24 protein-coding genes are annotated in these 25,757 nt (G+C 55.4%); 9 read left to right on the top strand and 15 right to left on the bottom strand.

What is annotated here, in order from left to right; all coding sequences use genetic code 11:
- The first annotated feature begins 149 nt into the window (after nt 1-149).
- A complete protein-coding gene (locus tag GWA01_RS00660) occupies nt 150-875 on the top strand; it encodes a nucleoside/nucleotide kinase family protein (RefSeq protein ID WP_146793031.1) in 726 nt (241 codons plus the stop codon).
- Entirely contained in the window at nt 875-1,630 is a 756-nt protein-coding gene (locus tag GWA01_RS00665; protein ID WP_146793033.1) for a nucleoside/nucleotide kinase family protein, read from the top strand. The genes GWA01_RS00660 and GWA01_RS00665 overlap by 1 nt, the downstream gene beginning before the upstream one ends.
- 46 nt (nt 1,631-1,676) lie before the next feature.
- On the opposite strand, the gene GWA01_RS00670 is transcribed toward GWA01_RS00665, so the two are convergent.
- Together GWA01_RS00670 and GWA01_RS00675 are read right to left on the bottom strand one after the other, a co-directional pair.
- Nucleotides 1,677-2,525: a hypothetical protein gene (locus GWA01_RS00670; protein WP_146793035.1), complete on the bottom strand. Its 849-nt coding sequence runs from the start codon at nt 2,523-2,525 to the stop codon at nt 1,677-1,679.
- A 25-nt stretch (nt 2,526-2,550) separates the two neighbouring features.
- A complete protein-coding gene (locus GWA01_RS00675; protein WP_146793037.1) occupies nt 2,551-3,906 on the bottom strand; it encodes a lipopolysaccharide biosynthesis protein in 1,356 nt (451 codons plus the stop codon).
- Between the two features lie 373 nt (nt 3,907-4,279).
- Between GWA01_RS00675 and pepT the strand changes: the two genes are divergently transcribed.
- Nucleotides 4,280-5,503 carry a peptidase T gene (pepT, locus tag GWA01_RS00680; RefSeq protein ID WP_146793039.1) on the top strand — a complete coding sequence of 408 codons (1,224 nt, stop codon included), beginning with the start codon at nt 4,280-4,282 and terminating at the stop codon, nt 5,501-5,503.
- A 143-nt stretch (nt 5,504-5,646) separates the two neighbouring features.
- Complete coding sequence (locus GWA01_RS00685) at nt 5,647-5,895, top strand: (2Fe-2S)-binding protein (protein WP_146793042.1); 249 nt, start codon at nt 5,647-5,649, stop codon at nt 5,893-5,895.
- Between the two features lie 45 nt (nt 5,896-5,940).
- On the opposite strand, the gene bfr is transcribed toward GWA01_RS00685, so the two are convergent.
- The 4 genes from bfr to GWA01_RS00705 form a co-directional block, all read right to left on the bottom strand.
- On the bottom strand, nt 5,941-6,429 hold the full coding sequence (gene bfr / locus GWA01_RS00690) for a bacterioferritin (RefSeq protein ID WP_146793044.1): 489 nt from the start codon (nt 6,427-6,429) through the stop codon (nt 5,941-5,943).
- Nucleotides 6,430-6,637: 208 nt separating this feature from the next.
- Complete coding sequence (locus GWA01_RS00695; RefSeq protein ID WP_228118253.1) at nt 6,638-8,176, bottom strand: efflux transporter outer membrane subunit; 1,539 nt, start codon at nt 8,174-8,176, stop codon at nt 6,638-6,640.
- Complete coding sequence (locus GWA01_RS00700) at nt 8,163-9,239, bottom strand: HlyD family secretion protein (RefSeq protein WP_146793048.1); 1,077 nt, start codon at nt 9,237-9,239, stop codon at nt 8,163-8,165. Before GWA01_RS00700 ends, GWA01_RS00695 begins: the two co-directional genes overlap by 14 nt.
- A 16-nt stretch (nt 9,240-9,255) precedes the next feature.
- Nucleotides 9,256-10,887: an MFS transporter gene (locus GWA01_RS00705; RefSeq protein ID WP_228118254.1), complete on the bottom strand. Its 1,632-nt coding sequence runs from the start codon at nt 10,885-10,887 to the stop codon at nt 9,256-9,258.
- Between the two features lie 119 nt (nt 10,888-11,006).
- Here GWA01_RS00705 and GWA01_RS00710 point away from each other — a divergent pair, with 119 nt between their 5' ends.
- Nucleotides 11,007-11,966, top strand: coding sequence for a LysR family transcriptional regulator (locus tag GWA01_RS00710; protein ID WP_146795366.1), 960 nt, complete (start codon nt 11,007-11,009; stop codon nt 11,964-11,966).
- Here the strand turns inward: GWA01_RS00710 and GWA01_RS00715 are convergent.
- Nucleotides 11,956-12,426 (bottom strand): GAF domain-containing protein, encoded by a 471-nt coding sequence (locus GWA01_RS00715; protein ID WP_228118255.1) that lies wholly within the window; start codon nt 12,424-12,426, stop codon nt 11,956-11,958. The two genes, GWA01_RS00710 and GWA01_RS00715, sit on opposite strands and share 11 nt — an antisense overlap.
- A gap of 151 nt (nt 12,427-12,577) precedes the next feature.
- On the bottom strand, nt 12,578-13,786 hold the full coding sequence (locus tag GWA01_RS00720; RefSeq protein WP_146793050.1) for a lipase family protein: 1,209 nt from the start codon (nt 13,784-13,786) through the stop codon (nt 12,578-12,580).
- A gap of 274 nt (nt 13,787-14,060) precedes the next feature.
- Here GWA01_RS00720 and GWA01_RS13290 point away from each other — a divergent pair, with 274 nt between their 5' ends.
- Nucleotides 14,061-14,192, top strand: a complete 132-nt coding sequence (locus GWA01_RS13290) for a hypothetical protein (RefSeq protein WP_264818529.1) — start codon at nt 14,061-14,063, stop codon at nt 14,190-14,192.
- A gap of 133 nt (nt 14,193-14,325) precedes the next feature.
- On the top strand, nt 14,326-15,228 hold the full coding sequence (locus tag GWA01_RS00725) for a LysR family transcriptional regulator (protein WP_146793052.1): 903 nt from the start codon (nt 14,326-14,328) through the stop codon (nt 15,226-15,228).
- An 18-nt stretch (nt 15,229-15,246) separates the two neighbouring features.
- On the opposite strand, the gene GWA01_RS00730 is transcribed toward GWA01_RS00725, so the two are convergent.
- Nucleotides 15,247-15,666 carry an Lrp/AsnC family transcriptional regulator gene (locus tag GWA01_RS00730; RefSeq protein ID WP_146793054.1) on the bottom strand — a complete coding sequence of 140 codons (420 nt, stop codon included), beginning with the start codon at nt 15,664-15,666 and terminating at the stop codon, nt 15,247-15,249.
- A gap of 126 nt (nt 15,667-15,792) precedes the next feature.
- Between GWA01_RS00730 and GWA01_RS00735 the strand changes: the two genes are divergently transcribed.
- Nucleotides 15,793-16,809: an ornithine cyclodeaminase gene (locus GWA01_RS00735; protein ID WP_146793056.1), complete on the top strand. Its 1,017-nt coding sequence runs from the start codon at nt 15,793-15,795 to the stop codon at nt 16,807-16,809.
- A gap of 30 nt (nt 16,810-16,839) precedes the next feature.
- Complete coding sequence (gene ctlX, locus GWA01_RS00740; RefSeq protein WP_146793058.1) at nt 16,840-17,775, top strand: citrulline utilization hydrolase CtlX; 936 nt, start codon at nt 16,840-16,842, stop codon at nt 17,773-17,775.
- 8 nt (nt 17,776-17,783) lie between these two features.
- Here the strand turns inward: ctlX and GWA01_RS00745 are convergent, their stop codons facing one another.
- The 6 genes from GWA01_RS00745 to GWA01_RS00770 are packed head-to-tail and all read right to left on the bottom strand — an operon-like array spanning nt 17,784 to nt 25,727.
- Complete coding sequence (locus GWA01_RS00745) at nt 17,784-18,335, bottom strand: flavin reductase (RefSeq protein WP_146793060.1); 552 nt, start codon at nt 18,333-18,335, stop codon at nt 17,784-17,786.
- Nucleotides 18,336-18,363: 28 nt separating this feature from the next.
- Entirely contained in the window at nt 18,364-19,275 is a 912-nt protein-coding gene (locus GWA01_RS00750; RefSeq protein ID WP_146793062.1) for a TauD/TfdA dioxygenase family protein, read from the bottom strand.
- A gap of 35 nt (nt 19,276-19,310) precedes the next feature.
- On the bottom strand, nt 19,311-20,597 hold the full coding sequence (locus GWA01_RS00755; RefSeq protein WP_146793064.1) for an MFS transporter: 1,287 nt from the start codon (nt 20,595-20,597) through the stop codon (nt 19,311-19,313).
- A 4-nt stretch (nt 20,598-20,601) separates the two neighbouring features.
- Nucleotides 20,602-23,019 (bottom strand): TonB-dependent receptor, encoded by a 2,418-nt coding sequence (locus GWA01_RS00760; RefSeq protein WP_146793066.1) that lies wholly within the window; start codon nt 23,017-23,019, stop codon nt 20,602-20,604.
- A 49-nt stretch (nt 23,020-23,068) separates the two neighbouring features.
- Nucleotides 23,069-24,538, bottom strand: coding sequence for an LLM class flavin-dependent oxidoreductase (locus GWA01_RS00765; RefSeq protein WP_228118256.1), 1,470 nt, complete (start codon nt 24,536-24,538; stop codon nt 23,069-23,071).
- The gene (locus GWA01_RS00770) at nt 24,492-25,727 is read right to left on the bottom strand and encodes an acyl-CoA dehydrogenase family protein (RefSeq protein ID WP_146793068.1); all 1,236 of its coding nucleotides are present in this window, start codon (nt 25,725-25,727) and stop codon (nt 24,492-24,494) included. The genes GWA01_RS00765 and GWA01_RS00770 overlap by 47 nt, the downstream gene beginning before the upstream one ends.
- Nucleotides 25,728-25,757 lie beyond the last annotated feature (30 nt).

Consider the following 25,757-nt stretch of genomic DNA (forward strand, 5'->3'; position numbering starts at 1 on the left):
TCTGCGCGTTGGAGGGCTGTCATATTATTGCAATATTTTACTCTGCCTAGTACGAATTCAGTCTTAAGTAAGTGCGTGATTATATATCTCCTCCGGCTGTTTTTGCCCACCGGAGAGACTGGCGCGTCGGAAGGAATACAGGCAGATCTATGCACCTGGTTGGTAGCGCCCGCAGAAAGACGAAACACCCGGCTCCGCTGATTGCGATTGTCGGTTCGGATGGCAGCGGAAAATCTACGGTTGGACTGGCATTGCTGGCCTGGATGCAGACGCAGCGCCCAACAGCTTTCTGTCATCTCGGAAAGCAGACCGGCAATATAGGTCGCGCGATCGCGAGGTTGCCTTTCGTTGGTGCGAGTGCAGACAGAAAGATCGTCAGCCGTTCCTCGAAGGCGCGGGATGAGAAAGGCGCGGGTGCGCTTGTGTCTTTGATTATTTTCGTCCTGTCCATGCGGCGTGTTTTCCGGTTTTTGCGGATGCGCAGACTGCATCGGAAAGGAATCGCTATTCTGACGGATCGTTATCCGCAGGCAGGCATACCCGGCCCGATGGATGGCCCGGGTCTGGTCGCGCGGAATCCTTCCGGCTTTATCGCTCGTTTCCTGACGCGCCGGGAGCAGGGGCTTTATGACTGGATGTCAGAATATGTTCCGGATCTGGTTATTCGCCTGAACATCGACCTTGAGACGGCTCTCTTGCGGAAGCCGGACCATAGATACGAGTCCTTGCAACGTAAAATATCCGACGTCCCGAAGCTTACCTTCAATGGTGCTCCGGTTCTGGAGCTGGATTCAACCGAGCCTCTTGAAACCGTTCTTGAAAAAGCACGGATCGCGATTTCGGACGTGCTCAAACAATATCATGAGGTGCTGTAATGGACGCTGCAACGCTGTCAGTCGATCTGTCTGGGCTCGTCTCGGGAAAAGTAGCTCCATGCGCTCCTAAAAAGGGCGCGTTGATTGCGCTTATTGGATGTGATGGATCTGGAAAATCGAGCCTCAGTGCGGACCTTGTCAAAACACTCAGGCGTACGAACCTTGCCACCTATGCCTATCTGGGTCTGGGATCGGGAGATATTGGCCGCAAGATCGGGCGACTGCCTCTGGTTGGTCCGGTTCTGGAAAAGGTTTTGACCAGCAAAGCCAAGAAGACCAGAACGAAGGGCGAAAAAATCCCTGGCGTGATGACCGCTCTTGTCGTGTTTGGTTTCTCACTTCTGCGCTTCCGCCGTTTTCAACACATGATGCGCGCGCGGAGGGATGGGGTGATCGTGATTACCGATCGTTATCCGCAAGCTGAAATAGCAGGCCAGTGTGACGGACCGGGCCTCTCCGCAGCCAGAGCTGGAAATGCGTTTGTGGCATGGTTAGCACGAGCAGAATATCGCCTTTACCAGCGCATGGCACAGACAACACCCGATCTGGTTATCCGTCTGGACGTGGACGCCGAAACTGCGCATTCGCGCAAGCCCGACCACGATATCGAGGCTTTACGCACAAAGATCGCGCTCACACCACGCCTTAAGTTTAATGGTGCGGCATTGCGAACAGTCGACGCGCGCCAGTCATATGAAAATGTTCGTTCACAGACGATGGGTCTGGTGTGCGATGTCATGCGAAAAAAGGCCTGAGAGTTCTGCCTGCTCCGCAGTCTAGGGCAGGCGGCCCTTTCCCAGATTATGCTTTATCGGTTTGAGTGACGAAAATTCGGAGCCGGAGCGCAATTTCAGCGGGTAGTGGAAAACGGTCCTGATAATAATCCTGAGTTTTCTGGACTTTCATTTCCACCAGTCGGTCATGCATATCTCCCATCAGCCCATTTATCGTTGCGAGATAAAGTGAGATGCGATCATTATGCTCGGATGGGCTAACCGTGCGAAGCGTATCGTTGAATGCAATGCGGCGGCTGATGATCTTGCGAATTTCGTGAAATTCCTTGCCAGTTACTTGATCACCTTCCAGAGCCCGAGCGATACGGCGATTTTCAGATTGGAAATATGCCCGCACATCAGAGGGCGTTGCGGGTAGAAAATCAGCCATTTGACGACGTACGATCAGATAAGGAAGTTTCTGCATCGACAGCCATAAAACAATGCCCCACCCTGTTGTGCGCAGTTTCTGACCGTTTTTAAACGCATCCTGCATATGGCCCATGAGGCTGGTCACAAAATTCAGAGACCATGGGTATCTATGGCGTTTATCGAGGTTCGCGCAGGCAAAACGGAAATGCTTGAATTTTGCTCTGGCATTTTTAAACAGGGGTCGGTCGCGTTCTGTGGCGTGCTGTTGAAGTGCAATTCTGGCAATCAACCGGCGAAAAGACCGTATATCCACGCCTCTATCCAGTAATTGCCAGCATAACCTGTAACAGGCGATCAAATCTTCTTGCGCATAGTCCAGTGTGACGTGTGCAGGCAGAAGCGCATCGGGGTGGGCCACATCGTCTTGCAGGACATTCCCAAAAAGAGCCTCGAGCTGCTGATCTGAAAACTTTGGCCTGTTAAGGGGCGTAATGTTCTTTTTCATGAAAACCTGCTGCTTCACGTGAGGTTCAGTTGCCGGAAGATGACGGGACGCCCTTGGCCGTCGCGATCGTTGGAGACACGATGTGCTGCCTGCGAACGTAGCTGAGAATTGTGGGGATAAGCGACAGCAGAGTGAGCAGGAATGTACCCGCTACATACGCTATTCCCGCCCCATATAGCCCAAACGTCTGTGCCATGATGACCAGCGTGCCCATATAGAGCGTTACGGAAATAACCTGCGCGATTAGAACGGCCTTGAGGCGGCCTGCCATATACAGGAGTGATTCCAGCGGAAATCCTGTCATGGAAATGACCAGTGCTGGAGACATGATTGCCATCAGTGTGGCTGCTGCTGCATAGCGCGGACCAAACAGGCCGATGAATGGCTGTCCGCCGATCAGAATAACAAGAACGACGCCAAGCCCGATCGCTCCTGAAAGAAGGCCTGTCCGCAGGGCAAGCTGCCAGGGTTGACGGCTGCTTGGGTCAAGCCGCATGATTTCCGGATAAAACCCCTTTTCAAGCATGCGGGCAGGTTTGACTGCTGAATCCAGAAGCGTACTGGAAATTTTATACAGGCCTGCTGCACTTGGGCCGAGCATACCACCTACGATGAGGTTTCCGACCGGAGACCAGCACGCATCAAGAGTTGTGTTGAGGTTCGTGAGCCAGACGAAATTCCATACGCCCGGAAGTTTTGCGGGAGCTTCTATCAAGCTCGGGCGCAGGGCTTTCAGCATTTTATGCTGGCGCAGTTCCTGTGCCGTCAGAACCCACAGGATCATATCTCCCATAATGTCTGCGATGTACCAGGACAGCACAAAAAACGGGAAACCAAGCGAGAACGCCCACGAAACCACAGCACCGACTGCACGTAGCAGGGGGGTGACAATCTGCTGCCCCGCGATGAGATCAAACCTGTCCATAAGGCGTAGAACGCCGGTGGGCGTGGCGCAGGACATGGTCGGGATCAGGGTGCAGTAGGCAAGTGCAATCAATGTGTGATTTTGCGTAATGCCAAACCAATGCCCGAAAAACGGTAGGACGATCATTGCAAGCGTCATGCCGATTGTGCCCGACGCGATATCAAGCCCAAAACCAAATCTTATTGCGGCTTCAGGAAGTTTCCAGTCTCCGCGTTGTAAAGCCGGGGCTCCATAACGCAGGATCATTTGCCAGCTCTGGAATTTCGTCAGGGCACCTGCACCCAGGGCATAGGTGTGAATGAGCATCAGGGTGCCGAATTCGGCTGTCGTCATTCCACGGCCAGCGCAGATTAGCGCTCCAAGCCCCAGAACGGCACCGATCAGCTTTGTCGAACCCAGATAGCCTGCATTACGCAGAACCGCCCGCAGGACACCATCTTTGAACCAGCTTTTCATGCGGCGGTGCTTACGCGAAATTCGCTGTAAATGCTGCGGGGCAGCGGATCGAATGCGACAGACATGGTTGCGGGTGAGACCATGTTTTCCGGTCGGTGTCGATAGGATGGAGCCAATAAGTCATCAGTAAATTACTTACAAAGTCTTTCCTGTGAGCTCTGAGTGCAATTCAGGCAGAGAGCTACTCCGATCTCTTCGCGCAGGCACAACTTCTTTGACGTACTATCAAATGAGGCACGGTCGTAGAGATTATACTCGGGTTGAAGCATGATGTGGCGACGCAAATTGCCTGCATGGCGCATTTCGGCTGTGGGCTTGCAGCGAAAGACATCCCGCCTGCACATAGGCGCATTATTTTTCTGGAGATGTTTTGATGAGTGCCATTCTCGCTGACCGTCTGGTCGACCGCTTCTTTCGTTATGTCGCGGTTACGAGCCAGAGTGACGGGCACTCCACAATCGTACCATCCACCCCCGGCCAATGGGATGTTGCACGCCTTTTGAAGGCTGAACTCGAGGCCCTGGGTCTGAGTGATGTGCATCTGGATGAAAACGCCATCCTTACGGCGCACCTACCGGCAACCGTCGCAGGGCAGCCGAAGATCGGCTTTTGCGCGCATATGGACACCGTGGATGTTGGCCTGAGCGCCGAAATCAGGCCACGCAAAATCCATTTTGAGGGCACGGATGTCTGTTTGAATGCAAAGACGGATTTCTGGGTTCGTGTTGCCGAGCGTCCCGAATTTTTGCCGTATGCCGGGCAGGATATCATTGTGGGCGATGGAACGAGTGTGCTGGGGGCGGATAACAAGGCAGCGGTCGCGGTTGTTATGGAGCTGCTGGCCGAACTGGTGCGCGAAAAGCCAGATCATGGGGATGTTTATGTCTCGTTTGTCCCTGACGAGGAAATCGGATTGCGTGGTGCCAAGATCATGGATCTGGAGCGTTTTCCCGTTGACTGGGCTTATACAATCGATGCCTGTGCGCTGGGTGAGTTCGTGTATGAGACATTTAATGCAGCGCAGGTCAGCGTGCTGATTGAGGGTGTCACTGCGCATCCGATTTCAGCGAAAAATGTGCTGGTGAACCCAATACTCGTGGCACAGGATCTTATCGCCCGGTTTGATCCCTTGCAGACGCCTGAGCACACGGAAGAGCGCGAGGGATATGTTTGGGTAAATGGCATGGAAGCAGGGCAGGCGACGGCGCGGCTTAGTATTTCCATCCGTGATTTTGATGCTGCCAATTTTGCTGCACGCAAGGATGAGGTCCGGAACTGCGTTGCGGCAACGCAGGCTGCTTTCCCAAGAGCGACACTCACCTGCGAAATCAGCGATGCATATGCCAATATCGCATCTTGCATGGGCAATGACCGTCGTAGCGTTGCGCTGCTTGAGGAAGCCTTTACGAAGGCTGGCGTGGAGCCTCGGGTGCTACCGATGCGCGGCGGAACAGATGGATCGGCGTTGTCGGCTCGGGGAATCCCAACGCCTAATTTCTTTACAGGCGGTTTGAATTTCCATTCCCCATTCGAATTTTTGCCTGTGCCATCTTTTGTCAAAGCGTACGAAGTGGCGCGCGCATTGCTGGTTCGCTAACGGTTTGGGGCTGTCTTCTTCATGGAGACAGCCCAAGGGATACGAAAAAAATCGTGATTCGGCGTTCAGTTGCGAACGAATATCAATTTCAATATAGAGAAGGATCGATAACAGCCATCAAGCCGGGTACGGAAGCTCTCTGAATGATTGTCTGCTCATGCAACGCGCTGTCTCACAAGGATGTGGAAGCCGCGATCGATAGTGGTGCGTCACGTCCGGCCGAAATCTATTCGGCCAGGCGCTGCAAAGCTCAGTGCGGGAACTGTGTTCCGGGAATGCTGTGTATGCTTAGAAGCGCTCTGCGGGATCGTGATCCTGCGGCTGCAGCGGCTTCAGAAAGAGCCGGGGGCGGCTGCCTTCTGGCAGATACCGACCGGATGTCGATGTCCTGATGGAAATCCCTGTGCCTGCGTGGTGCGGGCACAGGGGGAAGTGCTTCAGGCCGGGTCGGAAGCTGGGCCGGAGTTCAGGGCAATGTAGCGCTCGATGCCCATTTGCTTGATGAGGTCGAACTGGCGGTCGATAAAGTCCTCGTGCTCTTCTTCGTCGCTCAGGATCTTGAGCAGCAGATCGCGTGACACGTAGTCACGAACGCTTTCGCAATACGCAACGCCTTCACGCAGATCTTCGAGGGCCTTGGCTTCAAGCTTCAGGTCGCATTCAAGAATTTCCTGAACGTCCTGACCGATCATGATCGTGTTCAGACGCTGGACGTTGGGCAGGCCCCCAAGAAAGAGAATGCGCTCGATCAGCCAGTCGGCGTGACGCATTTCTTCGATCGATTCTTCATATTCTTTCTTGCCAAGAAGCGTAACGCCCCAATGACGCAGGGTGCGTGCATGCAGGAAATACTGATTAATTGCAGTAAGCTCGTTGGTAAGCTGAATATTGAGATGCTCGATAACTTTAGGGTCTTTGAGAGCCATGATGAATTTCCTATGACAGCGTTTGTATAAGGAAATTTATCGCAAACAATATCCTGATGTAAATCAAAAAAAACTTGATGTTTTCAAGAAAATAAGCAGATGATTATCACTCTTAATACTCTGTTTGTCGCATTCCTGTTACATGCATCTTCATTTTGAGTAGCCTTCATGCGAAGCGCTATTGCGCCATCGCATGAAGGTTGCGAACTCAGAGCAGTGGGGCCTTCTGCGGAGCTGAAGCCGTGAGCGGGTATGCCTGTTCCCAGCCCCCGCCCAGGGCACGATAGAGATGGGCTACACTTTCTGAAACGGATGCTGTTGCCTGCACAAGCTCGCTCTGTGTGGCGAGAAGCGCGTTCTGCATGGTGAGCACATGAAGGAAGTCTCCTGCGCCCTCGGCATATTGGCGGCGTGCGATATCCACGGCGACCCTGTTTTCTGATACCGCCGCCTGCAGGCGATCTCTTCGGGTCTGCGCTGCGCTCAGATCGGCAATAGAGTCATCGATTTCCTGCCATGCTTTGAGAACTGTGCGCTGAAGATCGATGGCGGCTTCCTTTTCCTGCATGCGCCGAAGTTTCAGCTGCCCGCGAAGACGGCCACCTTCGAAGAGCGGTATGGTTGCCGTTGGCCCAAAGCCATATTGCCGCGAAGCCCAGCTTCCCAGGCCGCTGAACTGAAGGGCCTGAATATCCAGGCTTCCAGAGAGCGTGATGCGGGGCAGGAAGTCCGCGATTGCAACGCCTACGCTTGCTGTTGCGGCGTGGAGCTTTTCTTCTGCCATGCGGATGTCGGGCCGACGCTCTGCCAGCTCTGAGGGCAGACCGGTGGGGATGGTGTGCGGTACTGGCGGAATGTCCCCTGCCTCACCGAGCTCGGTTTTGAGGGAGCCGGGCGGCTTCGCGACTAGAAAGCAGAGCGCGTTTACGAGATGGACTTCCTGGCTCTGCAGGACGGGTAAGCGGGCTTCGAACGAATGGTACTGGCCTGTTGCATCTGCCACGTCGAGGCGCGTTGCAGCGCCCTGCGAAAAGCGAAGCTGCGTCAGCCTCACGCTGTCACGGGCGATATCCAGATTTTGCCGGGTGATGGCTATCTGAGCCTGAACGCCTCTCAGGGCGATATAGTCCTGTGCGGTTTCGGCCATCAGGGACACGAGCACATTGCGGCGCATATCTTCCTGTGCCTGCATTGCGGCAGTTGCGGCTTCAACCTGCCGTCGGACGTGGCCCCAGAAATCGACTTCCCATGAGGCACTCATGCCATATTGAGGCAGGTTGAACGCATTACTGCCTGAGCTTCCGGGAAGTCTGGCCGGTCCGAACCCCTGCTCGCCATTTGCGATGGTGCCAGCGCCCTGTTCTTCCATTGTGCCCAGAAGCCCAAGGACACCATTCGGGCTGGCGCGTTCGCGGGCATAGGAGGCGGCGAGTTCTGAATGAGGAAGCTGGGCGGCTTTTGCGATGGCGCGCTCGGCCACGCTCTCGCCGAAGCGTTCGCTGGCGATGCGTAGATCAAGATTGGCCTGTGCCACGTTCTGCTCAAGCTTCGTCAGGATCGGATCGTTATAGAGCGTCCACCATGAGGGCGCAGCACCTGTCTCAACAATATGGCTCTGCGCGGCGGCAAGGCTCTGGTGCCATGTTGACGGGGCAGTGCTGACAGACTGATGATAATCAGGGCCAACGGTACATCCTGCGAGAGAGAGCAGGGCAGCGCTGATCGTAAGGCTTTTAGCGCCACGCATAACGGGCGTCCTCCGCATGGGGACCAGATGGCTTGGATCCTGTGTCAACACTGGCCTCAACGGACATGCCAACACGCAGCTTTGCCGAGAGTGGTTGGCCTGGGTCGATCGTCAGCTTGACCGGCACACGCTGCACGACTTTCGTGAAATTGCCCGTGGCATTGTCTGGCTGGATGGCTGCAAATGCGACACCTGTTGCGGGAGCCACGCTGTCCACGTGGGCCTTGAATTTATGTCCTAGGAATGTGTCGACTTCCACTGTTGCGCTCTGGCCCGTCTGGATATGGGTCAGTTGCGTTTCCTGGAAATTGGCCAGCACATAAGCAGCCTGTGTCGGGACGACCGCCAGCAGTGCAGTGCCCGGGTGCACATACGCACCGACGCGCACGCCACGCTCACCGATAATGCCTTCAACAGGTGCAGGAATGGTGCAATATGATAGGTTAAGGGATGCTTGATGTTCCTCTCCCTGCGCGCGCAAGAGATTGCCCTGTGCCCGCTGTAATTGGGCTTTGAGGACGTCGATTTCGCTTCGTGCCGTTTCGAGCGCTGCCATGTCGCGGGCGCGGGCGGCTGTAGCCTCGCGCTCTTGCGCTTCTGCGCCCTGGCGCTGCTCTGTCGTGCTGGCGCCGCCGGCCGCAAGGTTGCGATAACGGGTAGTATTCTGTGTGGCGAAGGTCAGGGCTGCATCGTCAGAGTTGATCGTTGCCTGAGCGCTGCTGATGACTGAGGCCTGCCGCCTGAGTTCGGCTTCGAGATTGGCGATATCACCTTCCATCGCGGCGACATTGCCATGGGCAACCGCGAGGGCTGCGCGATAGTCGTCGTCTTCGATATGGGCGAGTTCATCCCCGGCTTTGACGTGTTCATTGTCTTCGGCAAGAACGCGGTCGATCCGGCCGCCAACTTTGGGGGCAACGGCGGTGAAATCGGCAGTGACGTAGGCGTCATTGGTATATTCGTGCACGCCATCGCCCGAGACGTAGCGATCAGCCGTCCAGGCGAGACCGGCGAGCGCTACGGTTGCGCATCCGGCGATGAGGAGTGGTTTGGCATAAGGCATTGCGGGATCCAGATATTCAGGAAGCAGACGGGAGAGGCTTCGGGGCGCTCGGTGGATAGACGCGCCCTGGGAGGATTGCGGTCAGGACGACGAAGAAGATGCAGATCCACATGATGACAACGTAGATGTCAGCCAGTGCGAGGACGGTGGATTGCTCGTGGAGGAAGGTGTGAAACACCTCCAGGGTATTGCGGCCGACATGCGCACTGTCAGGTGAGGTTCCGGCAAGCTGCCCCCCGATGGGATTGCCGAAGCCCTGAAGCGAGGTCGCATTGTCGCCATGGCGTTCCAGCAGCATCGCTGAATGGAATTGCTCGCGGCGACGCAGCAGGATGGCGAAAAGTGCCGCTGCAATGGCGTTGGCCATACCCTTGAGCATATTTACCATGCCCGAGATCAGAGGGCCGTCCGCCGGGCCGAGAGCCATGGTGGCCAGCATCAGGACCGGAATCACAACTGTTGGCTGACCGATCGCCTGCAGGATCTGGATGATGTAGAAATTGTCTCGTACCCAGTCCGGGGTGAGCCAGCTTCCGAGCCATGCTGCGAGCGCCATGCACGACATGCCGAATGCAAGAATATAGCGGCAGTCCACGCGACGGATGTTGCACAGGGCAGCTGTCAACGGCAGCAGCGCGAGTTGGGGGAGGGCCACGATCAGCGAGATCGGAGCCGCCTGAACGGGCCGGTAACCACGGATTTCCATAAGATACGCGCTAGGAATTTCCGCCATCAGCCCACAGATCATAAGGGTTGCGACCAGCGTTATCATTGACATTGCAATGTTACGGTTGCCCCAGAACTGGATCCGGAAAAACGGGCTGTGATGGAACCATTCATGGACCAGAAAGCCGATGAACAGTGCGCCACCCCAGAATGTGAGATGGGTAATGAGGGGGGAGCGGAACCAGTCGAGGCGGTCACCGTGATAGAGAACGGTTACGACACATACGATAGACGGTACGCCCAGCAGAAAGCCCCGCCAGTTGAAATTGCGAAAGCGCGCCATGTTCATGGGATCACGCGGCAGGCCATAGGCGATCATTCCGAGAGCGACCGCGGCGAGGGGCAGGACTTCCCAGTACAGCCATTGCCAACCTACATGCTCGAACCACAGTGCTTCCAGAGGACCGCCGAGATTGGGGCCAAAAGTGGCACTCATTGCATACCCACCCACTCCGAAGACGCGGATGGGGGCAGGCAGATATTTGAGCATGACCGTCATGAGGATGGGTGGCAGGCACCCTGCGCTCAGGCCCTGTACGGCACGCAGCACATAAACTGCCGTGAGATCGTGCATGAACGGCAATGGAATGGCGAGCATGGCCATGAGTGCCGTGACGAACAACGAGAAGCGATAGAGTGAAAATGTGACATAGAACCATGGCGTGAAGGCCATGGAAGCAATGTTGAACGCCTCGTAGATGGAGGTGAACCACAGACTTTCGTCATGGCCCATATGCATCTCGCCCCGAAGGTCGGCGAGGCCGATTTCGGTGATGTGTTCGTTGAATCCCACGACATGCACTGCGAGCAGGACACCAAGACAGCCCACGATCGTACGCATGCCGAATGGCGGGATGTAGGAAGGGGCGTGTGGGGCAGCCGGACTGGCCGCTGCCGCGCTTGTTTGAACAGCTTGCGTCATCAGGGCCGGATATTCGCCGCAAGCTTCGTGCAGAAAAAGCCACGTTATTGCCAGTTGTGGATTCCACTTTTCGGATAGATTATCCAAAATGGTTCCGGTTTTTTGAGATGGAGAGCGCGATGCGTGGGTATGATCTGGATCTCCTGCGTTACCTTCAGGTGCTGCTGGAAGAAGAGAGCGTATCGTCTGCGGCGAAGCGCCTGAATATCAGCGAGCCTGCGATGAGCCGGAATCTTGCCAAGCTGAGAGCTGTTTTCGGAGATCCGATCCTGATCCAGTCTGGCCGCAGAATGACGGCATCATCCTTTGCAATCAGCCTGCGTGACCGTGTTCAGATGGTCGTGCGGGATGCTGATCGCCTGATCGAGGCGCGTGCGGTTACGGATCTGAGCAAACTCTCTTTGCGCTTCACGATCCGTGCGAATGATCTGATCGTAGCAACTCTGGGGCGGCCTTTGCTCAAGGCCCTGCGAGAGGAATGCCCGAACTGCACGCTGACATTTGCACCGGAAATAGATGACCCTGCCAACGATGCTCTGCGTCGTGATACGATTGATCTCTATATCGGAGCGACAGACTCCCTGACGTCTGAGATTCGCCGTCAGACCCTGTTTCGCGATCAGATGCGTGGCCTTGTGCGGCAGGACCATCCGATTTTCGATACGCCGATCACCCCCAATACACTGACACAGTATAACTACATCAGTGTGTCACGCCGTGGTCGCGCGCGCGGACCAATCGATGCCGTGCTCAAGGAAACCTATGGGCTGACGCGCAATGTGGTTCTGACCGTGCCGACATATCATGCGATGATCGAGAACATGCGCGAGACGGATATGATCTTGCCTCTGCCTGGCATTGTTCTGGACCATATCTCGGTGCGTAAGCTGGGACTGGCAGTTTTCGATTTTCCGTTTCTCCTGCCGCCCATCACGGCCTATCAGGCGTGGCATCCGCGATGGGATACGGAGCCGACCCATCGCTGGATGCGAGAGACGCTTTTCAGGGTGGCCAAGCAGTGCTGGGGGAAAGACCGCGTGGTGCCGGAAGATTACATTGAGCCAGCGTTCAGACCGTGATGCTGTTGATCAACAGACGGACGATGCTTTCAAGCATGATCTGATCTTCTTGGGAAAAGCGGTTCTTGATCGGGCTATCGATGTCTAGAACGCCGATGAAACGGTCTTTTACCAGTATCGGCAGGACGATTTCGGATTCAGATGCGGCATCGCACGCAATATGGCCCGGAAAGAGATGTACGTCCGGTACGACCAGTGTTTTGTGTTCGGTCGCGACTGTTCCGCATACACCTTTTCCTGCTGGTATCCGCGTGCAGGCCAGTCGCCCCTGAAACGGGCCCAGCACGAGTTCACCATCTTTCCACAGATAAAATCCGGCCCAGTTGATTTCTGGGAGTGCCTCGAAAAGCAGGGCAGCGACATTTGCCATGTTGGCGATGAGATCCGTTTCTGAAGAGAGAACGGATTCCACGGTTGGCAGCAGATCCTCGACGGTGAGGTAATGAACAGGAGCACTCAAGGGGGGATGCTTTCGGATAGAGGGAATGGTGAGAACCCTAAATCCGCAAAGAAATCTGGTCCAGAAGCAGTTTCTTGTCTCTCCCCGTGGCAGAGCAGGGCTCGTGACAGGGAGAGACACATATATCGGTGGTTGGACCGTTATGTGGTGCTTATTTCGCGACGGGTGAGCACTGCGGGGTCAGGGTTTCGCCGTTCATGACGGCCTTGGTGAAGATTTCGGAATCGGGCAGGGATGTCAGCACTGCGCCGGAGTGATCCTTGCCTTTGTAGAGATGGGCCTGAACCAGTGTCCCGGCAGCACAGGCATCATGTACGAGAGCGAGCTGCCCTGCCGTTGCGACGTCCACATCTGCTGTGCCTGTGCCCACGAAGAGTGGCTGGCTCAGTTTGAGAGTAGGGTACATCATTGTTTTGAGAGCGGGTGTAAGGACCTTTGCCATGTCTGGACGGAACGCATTACGCTGCGTCAGGTGATCCTTTTTGACCTCATCCAGAAGGGGCGTCAGGCAGACCTTGGAGGCAGCATTATAGGCGTTCATGGCTTTTGGTGTGAACGCTGTTGCAGGGTCGAAGCTGGAATTGATACCACCATAAGACGCGCCGATAAGAAGGCCATATGCCACGACGGGATCAACAGACGCTGCCTGTTTGGTCTTGGGTGATTTCTTCTGGTTTGAGGCCATCATGGCCTGTACGATCTGCGGGCTCATATAAGGAATGCCCGTGGCCACAGTGCCGCGGATATTCAGGTCCGGTGCGTATTGAGGGGCGAAAGCTGCTGCGGCAAATGCGGCACCGGCTCCCTGCGACTGGCCGACAATCATCACCTTGTTGCTCAGGCCCGGAACGCCCTTCAGAGCGGCGCGCACTGAATCCAGGACGTTGTAAGCCTCGGCCCGGGTGTTCAGGTAGGGGTGAACGCCGGAAGTGCCCAGACCCTGATAGTCAGTGGCGACGATGGCAAAGCCACGTTTGATCCACTCGGAAAGATAGGCCGAGTTGCGCGGCGTATAAGGATTAAGTGAAGGGGCGCACTGCGATGCAATTCCGACTGTGCCATGAGCCCAGGCGACAATTGGCCATCCTCCTGCGGGAGCCTGTCCCGGGGGCAGAATCACTTCGGCCGTTACGGGGATGGTGCCGCTTCCGGTAATGCCGTTGGTGGACAGATAGGTCATGCTCAGTGACGTGCCAGCATTAGGCAGGGCCAGCTTTCCGTCCAACGGCGCAGATTTCACAAGATCTCCGGCTGCCGGAAGAGGAATGGCTGGCGAGGGCGGCAGGGTCGTGGCGCAGGCGCTCAGGGCCAGTGTTCCCAGTGTGATGGCAGCGCATCGCGCAAGCTTTGTGGTGTTCATCGTCTCGGCCCTGTCTGTGCATGTGAATGTCGCGAAGACACTGCCACCATGACGTTTCCGGAGAAAGGAAATATTCGATTGGTCCGTTTGTGTAAGAACGCGCAGATTACCTTTGGTCTTGGGGGATTATCAGAGTGCGGTCATAAAAGCTTAACATCACAGATGTAGAGCGGATTATGTAATGGTGCCCGAAACCTTGGTTCAGGCAGTATTCGGACTTTGGCGTGGCTGGAGCAGGATGTGAAAAGCCGCGCCAAAGGGTCCATCTGTCATCGTGTCTGTTCGTATGGCATTGCTGACAGAGCTGGATGATGATGCGTCACCGTCGGAAATTGCGCCGGTCAGGCAGTCCCAGCGCGTCAAGAGTGCCTGGAATAATGTCCTCACATTACTGGCTGTGCGGTAAGCGGAAACTGATGGTATGGCTGAAGAAAGTGAAAATGATCCCTGGCTTTCATGGCTTTTTCTGCGTGCATAACACTTGATTAGCGGAGGCCACTCCCCAAAAGCGTGTGAATCAGTTTCATAGATGAGATGTCATGGATAATCGTGTTGGCGAGATGCAGATTTTTCTGCGTGTGGTGGAAAGCGGGAGTTTTTCGGAGGCGGCACGCCTTTCCATGACGACGCCTTCAACGGTCAGCAAGTTAATTGCGCGGATTGAAGGGCGTTTGGGGGTAAGGCTAGTCGAGCGTTCGACCCGGCGTCTGACCATCACACCGGAAGGGCAGCTTTATTATGAGCGTGCACAGGTATTGCTGTCAGAACTGGACGATATCGAGCGTTCTGTTTCGCAGGGGTCTGCACAGCCCAAGGGTATAGTGCGGGTCAATGCTTCTGTCGCGTTTGGTGCGCTCGGGCTCGAGCCACTTTTGCCAGCATTCTGGGAGGCGCATCCGGAAATTGTCGTGGATTTGTCTCTGTCAGACGAAATGGTGGATCTGTATCTGGACAGGACGGATGTTGCACTTCGGGTTGGACCGCTGCCTGACTCTACGCTGACAGCGTGGCGCATCGGGGCGGCACGACGGGTGATTGTCGCCTCTCCGGACTATCTGGCGCGGAAAGGAACACCGCGCATTGTGGCAGACCTCGATCATCATCAATGTCTGGGATTCAATTTCCGCCGGGCGGCCCCTGTGTGGCCGTTTCAGGAAGGGGGGCGGATCGTAGACCGGATGGTGAGCGGGCCATTACTGGCCAATAATGGTGAAACCGTACGTCGGATGGCGCTCTGGGGCGGTGGGCTTGCGCGTCTGGGGCAGTATCATGTGCGCGAGGATCTGCGATCTGGTGCGCTGGTCGAAGTTCTGTCCGAAGCGCGGCTGGACGATGTGGAGGCGATCCATGCGCTGTATCACGGGGGCCATCAGGCACCACAGCGTGTGAGGGCTTTTCTGGAGTTTGTTGTGCCCAGACTACAATCCTATCTGATGGGCTGACCGGGCTTCGGGAAGACTTTAGATCGTGCTGAGCATCAGGCTGGTTTCCGAGTTTAATACGCCGTCAATCATTCTTACCTCCCGCAGTACCCTATCGAAATTTTCAAGCGTGTCGGTACGTATTTCTGCAATGAGATCCCATGCGCCGTTTGTTGTATGCAGTGCGTGCAGTTCGGGCACGGCTCGGAGAGATCTGATGACCGTTGTGGTGGATTTTCCTGCCACCTCAATCAGCATAATGGCGCGGATGGTATCGTGGTTTTCACGGGCGCGCACCGTAAACCCCAGAATGGCTCCGCTCTCCAGCAAGCGGTCCAGCCGAAGCTGAACAGTGCCTCGGGACACGCCGATTGCAGCAGCAAGTTTCGCGACCGGTGCCCGGCCATCCTGACGAAGTATGGCGAGCAACTGCCGGTCCAGCTTATCGAAAATATGCATCTGACGATATGTACCTTATAGGGTAGCAATATGATCAAATTATCATAATAATATAATCATATTGCCAGTTAAAATAATCATTTTGTTTGCGGATAATTCCTGCACGAACAAGGCAGGGGTGAGATTATGGTCCAGTATGTTGGTGTGGAAAATCTTGTACGACTGGTTCGGCATGTCGGCATAAAAACATTTCTGCAGGAACTTGCAGGCTATATTGAGGATGATTTCCGCCGTTGGCCTGAGTTTGAGAAGGTTTCACGTATTGCCAGTCATTCCAGTGATGGTGTGATTGAACTGATGCCTACTGCGGATAGTGTTTTGTATGGCTTCAAATACGTCAATGGCCACCCGAAAAACACGCGTGAAGGTTTGCAGACAGTCACTGCTTTTGGCGTTCTATCTGATGTAAATACCGGCTATCCGCTCCTACTTTCCGAAATGACACTTCTTACAGCACTGCGAACGGCAGCGACGTCCGCTGTTGCAGCGCGGCATCTGGCGCGATCTGACAGCCGTGTCATGGCGATTATTGGTCTGGGCGCGCAGTCCGAATTTCAGGCAACGGCTTTTCAGGCTCTTCTGGGGATTACGCATCTTCGTGTTTATGACGTGGACCCCGATGCTGCCCGCAAATTCTGTGCAAATATGAACGACAGCGGCTTGGTAATTGCGGTGGCCGGAAGCAGCCATGAAGCTGTTCAGGGTGCTGATATCATCACCACAGTCACGGCCGACAAGCTTAAGGCCACCATTTTGACGGACAACATGATTGGTGCTGGTGTTCACATCAATGCTGTTGGCGGCGATTGCCCCGGAAAAACGGAGCTTCATGCTGATATTCTAAGCCGTGGACGGGTCTTCGTGGAATTTCCGGAACAGACCCGGATTGAAGGCGAAATCCAGCAGATGCCGGAAGATTTCCCGGTAACTGAACTCTGGCACGTCATGACCGGTGAGGCGCCTGGACGTCGCACTGAGCAGGACATCACGATTTTTGATTCCGTGGGATTTGCCACGGAAGATTTTTCGGCGTTGCGATATCTGCGAGACAAAGTGCGGGATACGGATTTTCAGGTTGAAATAGACCTTGTTGCAGAACCCAAGGATCCCCGTGATCTGTTTGGTCTGCTGACGCGGTACTGATTTTTTCTGTTTGGATAGGACATATTTGGCATGACGTCTTTTTCAGTGCAGGCCCCCAAAGCAGTGGTCATGATCCGGCCGCATCATTTTTATCCAAACCCGGAAACCGAACAGGACAATGTGTTCCAGAAGCGTGATGGAACACGCACTGCTCAGGCCATCGCCGAGCAGGCTTATGCAGAAGTGACACAGGCTGCGGAAAAACTGGAAGCCGCAGGTGTTGTCGTTCACATGTTCGAAGACGAGAGCAGAAAAACGCCGGACTCGGTTTTCCCGAATAACTGGTTTTCGACGCATGCGGGTGGTCATGTTGCGCTGTACCCGATGTTTTCGCCAAATCGTCGCCTTGAGCGCCGTTCGGATGTGATCGAGATGCTTAAGCACAATTACCGTGTGCAGGATGTCATTGATTATTCGGGGCTGGAGCAGGACGGACTCTCGCTTGAGGGCACAGGGGCCATGGTGTTCGATCATATCAGCAGGATCGCTTATGCGGCAAAATCCAACCGCACCAATGAAGTGGCGATGGAACGCTTCTGCACGCATTTCAATTTTGAGCCGATTGTTTTCGATGCAGCGGATGAGGCCGGACAGCTCATCTATCATACCAATGTGCTGATGTGCGTTGGAACAGATTTTGCCCTGATCGGGCTTGATACGATCACCAACCCACGCAGGCGGGCAGAAATCCGCGATCGTTTGAGTGAGAATGGTCGCGAAATCATTGATCTGTCTTTCTCCCAGATCAATGATTTTTCTGGAAACGCGCTTGAGCTTTCGGGATCGCAGGGGCGTGTACTCGCCTTTTCGCGTCGCGCTTTCAGGGCGTTGAGCGTCGAGCAGAAGCGGGCGATCGAGCGCTCTGCGACGTTATTGCCGCTGGAAGTGCCAACAATCGAGCTCGCGGGGGGATCGGTTCGCTGCATGATGGCGGGGGTGCATCTGACCCCACGGCCCGGTGCTTGAAAAGTACTTTATTCGGCGTTCTGGTAAGGTGGAAGAACGTGAAAATTACGATCAAACCAAGCGAGCCCAGCGCCTATCTGGTTTGAATTCATAATGTTTTCGACCGTACAGTATAGAACGGAGTGCGTTCCGATTTCATGCATGTTGTTGATGCTGCAGACCAGTGTTGTGATTGCATCTGCAAGCACAGGCGCATGATTATGGGCGCGATGCCAGCTCCCGGATGCAAAGCGCTCCTCCATGGTCTTGCGGCTGCTGGCAAACAGCATCGCAATATCCTGATGCTCATGGCCCAAAATATTGATTGCGAGCGTCCCGTGTTCCCGCAACACGTCGTGAGAGCGTGTGGAGCGATTGACGCAAACCAGCACAGTGGCTGGCGTGTCTGTCACGCTACAGACAGCTGATGCCGTCATTCCATGCGGCCCCAGCGGGCCATCGGTTGTGACGATCGTAACGGCTGCACTCAGACGCGACATGGCCTGACGAAAGTCATTGGCTGTGACGGCATTTCGTAAGTTGTTTGAAGGTGGAGCGTCCAGAAGTGTTTCTGATGTCATGATGGTTCTCTGATTTCCTTTGGAGCTGTCAGTGGTCCAGCGCTTCACCTGAGTCTGGCCCGACGAGGAGGCGGCTTTTACGCCCGTCAACACTGATGGGTGTGTCACCTTTCACGGTGATGCGGCGGAGTTCTCGTCTGTGTGTATCGAAATCTGCTACGGCGTAATGCTGGGTGGCGCGGTTGTCCCAGATTGCGATGTCACCCGGTGCCCAGCTCCAACGCACGGTGTTTTCAATCTGCGTGATGTAGGACTGGAAAATCTCGATGATCTTGTTTGCATCAAGGGTAGGCAAGCCTGACAGCCCTTTGACGAAATGTCCCAGGATAAGTGTTTTTTCGCCCGTCTCCGGATGGATGCGAACCACGGGATGTTCGGTTTCATAGATCTTGGAGACGAAAGCTGCTCTGAATTCAGCAATTTCGTGTTTGTTGGCGTCGAATTTATAATAATTGGTGTCGTAATCGTTCCCGTGGATGGCCCACAGGGTGTCTGCAAGCAGCTTCAGAGGCTCTGGCAGGTCATCATATGCCGTGGCGGTATTGGCCCATGTGGTGCTGCCACCATAGGGCGGAATGACCAGCGCGCGGAGGATTGAAGCCTTGGGGTATGCGGGCACGAATGTGACGTCCGTGTGCCATGAATCCGTTGATCTGCCGTTCTTGGATTTTAGCTCGAAGGTATATTTCGTACCTGTGGGAGCAGCGATTGTAGGGTGGAGGATTGGCTCCCCGAAAATGCGGCTGAATTTTTCGTGCTGCTCATCGTCCAGATGCTGATCACGCAGGAACAGGACTTTGTGGCGGGCCAGCGCCTCTCGGAGATAGGTTTGCTGATCGGGCGGAAGATCGACGGAGGCGTCCACGCCATGGATGATGGCGCCGATGCGGGCTGTTACTTTTTCGGCGGAAAGGGCCGGATGTGAAAGCCGGTCGGACATGAGAACATTTCCTTCAGGGACGGGCAGTGTGCCTGTTATGCGGTTGCTGGCTGGAGTTTTTGGGGAAGTCTGATGAAGGCGGTCAGGAGCGCGCTGAGCAGAAACAGGCCCGCATAGATGTAGATGATGCCGATGGTCCCGACCGATGATTTGAAAAGATAGACAATGAACGGGCCAATCCAGGCACTGCTTCCTGCACCAAGATTGAGCAGAGACATCGCAATCCCCTGATTTTCAGGAAGGAGGGAGGGTGTCAGGGCAGAAAGTGGTACGTACCCGGCCAGTGTCATCCCAAACAGGGCTGCAGAGAGGTAAACGAGCGGAAGGCTGGTATGGGCATAAAGTGCAGGGAGCCAGTACATTCCAACGCAGGTCAGAGCGCTGCCGATACCACCAAACCAGATGATGGTTTTGCGCCAGGAAATGAAATCACTGACAAAGCCGATCACGAGATTGAAGATAATATTGCTTCCGAAAATGATTTCGAGAAAGCGGATCCAGTTGCCCGAAGTGAGGCCGAGCGTTGTTGTAAAATAGAACGGCATGAACACGATGATGCCGTGTGCCGCGCTGGAATTGATGGCCCGTACCACGCAGGCCAGCCCCAGAGAGGGATTTTTGCGGACGAGCACGAGTGTGAGACCAAGGGTATCGCGAACGTCGTTCCAGCCAGCAGATGTGATGGCGGATTGATGACGCGTATGCCCCATATTGCTGAGGGCGATCACACCGCCGCTGGCTACGGCGAGCAGTGCAATCCACAGCGTGACGTATTGCCCGTAATGAGGCAGGAGCATTTCAGCGACAACCGATCCGAGCGTCGGTAGGCCGCAGGTAAAGCAGAACCAGAACAGCCCTACAGCCAGACCCAGACGTTTTTTCTCCACCGATTTTACGAGCAGTGTCAGTAGCCCGTATGCAAATAGTGGATATCCGGCACCTCGCAGCCCGTATGTCAGAAGCAGAAGGGCGTCTGAGTGCGATGGGATGGCGATGGAAAGGAAAAGAATCTGCGGCACCACCCATAAGGTGAGACCAGCCGTCATTATGGTTCTGCTGCTGAAAACATCGCAGAGCAGGCCCGAAAACCATGCACCGATGGCGGCAACGAGCCCATAGACCGTGAACATTAGAGCTACGAAATGTTCGGTCTGTCCAGCCGAGACGAGAAAGGGGGACAGGTAGCCAATCTCGACGCCATCTCCGATCATGAAGATTAGCAGCCCTAGATACTGCGCTGTAAATGTCTGGGGCCGGTAGCCTACCAAGGGTGGCACCAATTCTGGCGCCGGGGTGGAGAGGTGTTGGATCTGCTCTGACATGGGATCAGAAATCCGCGTGTACGGAGCCGAAATACTGCCGGGGAGCACCAAGCACGATGGACTGGTAATCACCGCTCATCGGATAGCCGTTCTGGCCCATCGTCGAGATGTATTTGACGTTCGTAACGTTATAGACGTTGAAATCTATGGACAGGTTATGGACAAAGCTGCTTGGGCTGAAACGGTGCAGCGTTTTAGTTAGGTCGTATCGGGCGCCTAGATTGGTCAGCCAGTAAGCCGGTACTTTCGTATCGCCGGTGTAGCTGAGGTTACGTTTGCCGACATATTGCGTTTCGATATGTGCGGAAGCGTCATGCCAGGTATAGGAAAGCTGTCCGCGATACATGAGTTGCGGATAAGCAACGACCTGCTGCCCCTTGATGTGATAGATGATCTGCTGCCCGTTGACGGTTGCAGGGACGTTGTCGCTGTAAGTCGCGTGGTTATAGCTGATGCTGTTGCTCAGGCTGAGGCCATGGATCGGAGTCAGTGTCAGTCCGGCATCCACACCATTCATCGCAACGCCGCCGACGTTTTTGATCGTGGTGTATGGGTTGGTGGTCGGGCCTGTGGAAATACGTTGCAGCCGGTTCGAGAAATCCGTGCGGTAAGCATAGAGCGAGCCGGAAACGACTTTCCCCAGATAGCGATATCCGACGGCGTAGTTCCAGTCTGTTTCTGGTTGCAGACTGTTCCGCGAGGCTTCGAAAGCTGCTTGTGTGGTCGAAAGGGGAGACGTGCCGCTGTTGTACCCGGAAACCGGGTAGACTTTTACGTTCTCGGCAATATCGAAATAGAGTTGATGCCCTCTCGCAAAGCGCCATTCGCCACTGAAATGTGGAAGAAAGGGCTTACTGACGGACAGTGAATTTCCGCCCGAGAGTGCGGTCGTGCGTGTGTAAGGTTCCCAGTTGGCGAGAACGCCAACACGCGTGGTGTTCAGAACGGACCTGAACCCGGCATGCAGCGCGATGGTGTTTGTGATGTGGTACGTGTCCTGCACGTATCCTACGAACGTATTGGTGTTGAATACCTGCTCGTACATGCGTTGGAAGGGCGTGCCCAGATTGCTCAGGCCGTTGACGGGCGTTGCCGTCCCGTTGAGCACATCTGCCAGAAGTGGCTCGGAATACGCCAGTTTGTTGACGTCAAAATGGGTGTTTTCATACCAGACGCCCGCGTTGAGGGCATGTCGGGCAATTGTGTAGGATAGCGAGGAGCGCAGGCCGAAGCGGTTTGTATCGGGCTGGGTCACCTGATCGATCAGCGGCGCGCCGGTTGGAGAGTCCAGAAGCGGGCTTGCGACTGATCCACGCTGGAAAGAGCGATGCCCATAAAATGTGGACTGCCAGCGCAGGCGATCTGTCAGTGCGAGGTCGGATGTAACACCGCCCATGTAAGAATGCTGAAGCTGGGCGCCTTCGTAATAGGACGCGGTGTAAGGGCTTTTGAGTTTTGCATATGCCGCAGGTACTTCCCCGCCGGGAAGACCACGCTCCGCCAGTGCAATGCGATAGGCCGTTTCGTAACCGTTCTTTGTGCCGATCAGGTTATCGATGGCGTAACCACCGTTGTTGAACATATCGAGGCTGTAATCCTGATAGTTCTGCATCTCCAGATCCGCATAATCGAAGAAGCCGGTAATTTTGCTGCTTTCTCCGATGGGGTGCAGGATTTTGGCATTCACCTGCTGCATGAACTGGTCCTGCCCGCCGCGCCACTTATCTGTGTCGTTGCGTGCGTAGGAGACATAAAAGCGGGTGCCCTGCTTATTCAGGTCACCGCTGTCTACGCGCACAAACGTCCGATACATGGAATTGCTGCCAAATGTCTGGTTTATGGTGCCACCGCGATGGTGCGAGGGATCGCGTGAGACGAACTGGACGGTGCCACCGAGATTGGACGTGCTGGCCACGCTTTCGGAGCCTGTGGAGGCCGAAACATCTATGCGGTCAATATTCTCGGACGAAATGGCGGATGTGGGGCTGAGGCCATTGACGTTGCTGAATTGCTGGTCGCCAAGAGGCATGCCGTCGAGCGTCATTCCGATCTGGCTCTGGTCGAAACCATGCATCAGAAACGAGTTCTGCCAGGTGTTGACGCCCTGTGGATCACCGGAATTAAATAGAACGCCAGGCAGTGTTGTCAGCGCTTTCAGCGCATTAGTTCCCGCGACGTAATTCTGGATGGTTTGCGCTGATACGGGGTTGGAGACCCAGTTTGCCTGACGGCGCCCTTCGACCCCGATCGTTTCCGCCCCCTGCGCACGAACGTGCAGGGGATGGTGGCGCGCAACGGACTTTTTTACGGCCGTTTCATCGATATTTTTTGCGGGTGCTGCAACGGCAATGCCAAATGAGAGGGACGCGGCAACGGTGAAGGAGACGCCATAGCTACGCGCTCGGAAAGTGGAACGGTTCATTGGTTTTAACCCGAAAAGACAGTGTTAATTGGAGGCAGGTCTTTTTGATTTACGAGTTCGGGCAACAGCGTGATGGATGGCTTGTGGCTGGAATTCCGGAGGCCAGCCCGGGGAATAAATTCTGGCGTAACGTGCCCGCTGCCTGCGGACGGATGCGCCCACGGCTGCGCAGTTCTGGAAGAACGAGGCGGGCAAAATCCAGATAGCTGTCTGGATTGACAATCTGGATCAGGTTGATGCCATCGGTTTCCGAAGCTTCGAGCCAGCTTTCGATCTGGTCAGCAACGGCTTTCGCATCGCCCACGAATGTCCGTGCACGCCCAAAGCCTTCCTTGGGGCTTGTCGCTTCCGCAAGCGTCCAGGAGCGCCCGCTTTTGGCAGGATCGAACTGGCTAAGCACGGACTGGCTTGCTTCGGTCTGGCGGTATGTGACGACATTGTCTGTTGGCGTCTGCGAAAAATCTACACCCGTCATGGAGGAGTAGTGGATGATCGAGCCGATCGGATCATACCAGGTCTTGTAATCCCGGAATTTTTCCAGCGCCTCGGCTTCGGTTTCACCCACGACCACCGCTGCAGCTGAAATGAATTTCAGGGACGCAGGATCACGGCCGAGCTTTTCGGCTTCCTCGCGGATCTTGCGGACATTGGCTTTTGTTCCGGCAGCATCCGCGCCGACTACAAATATAACTTCGGCGTGTCGTGCGGCGAAGTCTATGCCGCGCGCTGATGCGCCTGCCTGTAGAATGACCGGAACGCGCTGGGGGCTGGGCTCCGAAACATGGGCGTCCGGTACGCGGAAATATTTGCCGTCGTGGTGGATCGGGTGAACCTTGCCGGGGTCTGTATAAACCCAGTTTCCGCTGCCAGCGGGGGACTGATCACGGATAACCGCGTCATTTTCCCACGAATTCATCCAGAGTTTGTAAACAACGTCCATGAATTCATCGGCGCGTTCGTAACGTTCGTCATGCGGAATCTGGCGTTCGAGGCCGAGATTGCGCGCAGCACTTTCCTGCTGGGACGTAACAACATTCCAGCCCATGCGGCCCTTCGTCAGATGGTCCAGCGTCGTGAGTTTTCGGGCCAATTGATAGGGGTGTTCGTAGGTGGTGGAAAGTGTGATGCCAAAACCTAGAGACTTTGTCGCAGCTGCCATTGCCGAGACCAGCATCAGTGGATCGATCAATGGCGATTGGATGCCATGCTTCAGTGCTGGAGCCGGGCTGTTGCCATAAACATCGATCTGTCCCAGCGCATCTGCGATGAACAGGCAGTCAAACCCCTCCCGGTCCAGAAGCTTGGCAAGATCAACCCAGTAATCGACATCTTTGTATCTGTGGGTTTGGTCGGCCGGGTGTCGCCACAGGCCGTAATTGAGGTGCGAAACAGTGGCCATGGTGAATGCATTGAGCACCATGTATCGATCACGCGATGTGTTCGGAGTGGGGGAAGTCATCGTGCGGATGCCCTTACGAAGACAGGCCAACGCGCCACTGTTCGGGCGGAGGCGTTCCATTGACAGCGTAATCACCCACTACGCGCGTGCGATAAACGCGAGGGTTGTGCCCTGCAATTGTGCGGACGTTGCGCCAATGTCGATCAAGCCCGGCTGAACGAAGCGTCGCAGCGCCGCTCAGTGCGTCGAACAGCAGGCTGGCTGCATTGAGAACCAACGGCAGAACCTGATCCTGAGCCTGCCAGACTTCAAGCTCTGCACGTACCACAGCATTTTCGCGCTCGTCTTCGGTGCTGTCATAAACGGCCTGCAAGGCGCATGATGCACTGGAGACAACGGCCCCCGCGACATACGCGCTGCTGCAAACACGCCCTACGATCTCCAGGATCTGTGGGTCCTGTGCGGGAAGATCGGCGTTTCCGTGGCTAAAGCCGCGTTTGCGGCGCTTGACTGCTTCGGAAATATCCGTGGCGGCAGCGCGGGCAATGCCTGCCACGGTAGCCAGATGATAAAGCTGGAAGAAAGCCTGCGAATATGGGAACGCGACGTTGCCAAAGCGGATGTCGTCGCTATCTGCCAGAACGTTCCGGAAGTGTGCGGTGCCGCTTGCGGTCAGCCGCTGTCCCACACCGTCCCAGTCATCTACGATATCCAGACCTGGGTCACGGCGTGCTGCGAGGCATTTCGCGGTCTGACCGTCATGGGTGGTTGCTGTGACGGTCAACCAGTCCGCATAGAGCGATCCTGTTGTGAAGAACTTGCTACCGTTGATGACCCAGCGACCGTCCTTTTCTTCAAGGATGGTGCTGAACTGATCACGTTTCGAACCGCCTCCTTCTGCCGCCGCCGCACCGGCAGTTTCTCCCGCTCCCAGACGGATAAGCCATTTTGTGCGATAGGCGCTTTCCGGTTCGGAAAGGAGATGCTCAACGAAGCCGAAATGCGCACGGAGCGCCTGTGCAACGTTGGAATCTGCCGAACCGAGTTCTGTAATGAGCGCCAGAAGCTCTGTCAGTGTTGCGCCACTGCCACCAAATTCGACAGGAACGCGAAGGGCCGTGAAGCCTGCGTCCTTGAGGGCCTGTAGAGGCACGAAAGGCAGAACGCGGTTGAGCTCTGCATCCAGGGCATTGTCGCGGATCTTTTGGAACAGTGCCGCGTAAGTGGCCCTGAGCTGAGGATAGCGCGCAGTTGGCCCTGCACCCCAGAGGCTTTCGAGCTTCTGGGATCGTAGAGAAATATTGGACATTTCAGATAGCCTGCAGGCAGCACCTTGTTC

It is taken from the genome of Gluconobacter wancherniae NBRC 103581 (assembly GCF_007988885.1).
Classification (GTDB): Bacteria; Pseudomonadota; Alphaproteobacteria; order Acetobacterales; family Acetobacteraceae; genus Gluconobacter; species Gluconobacter wancherniae.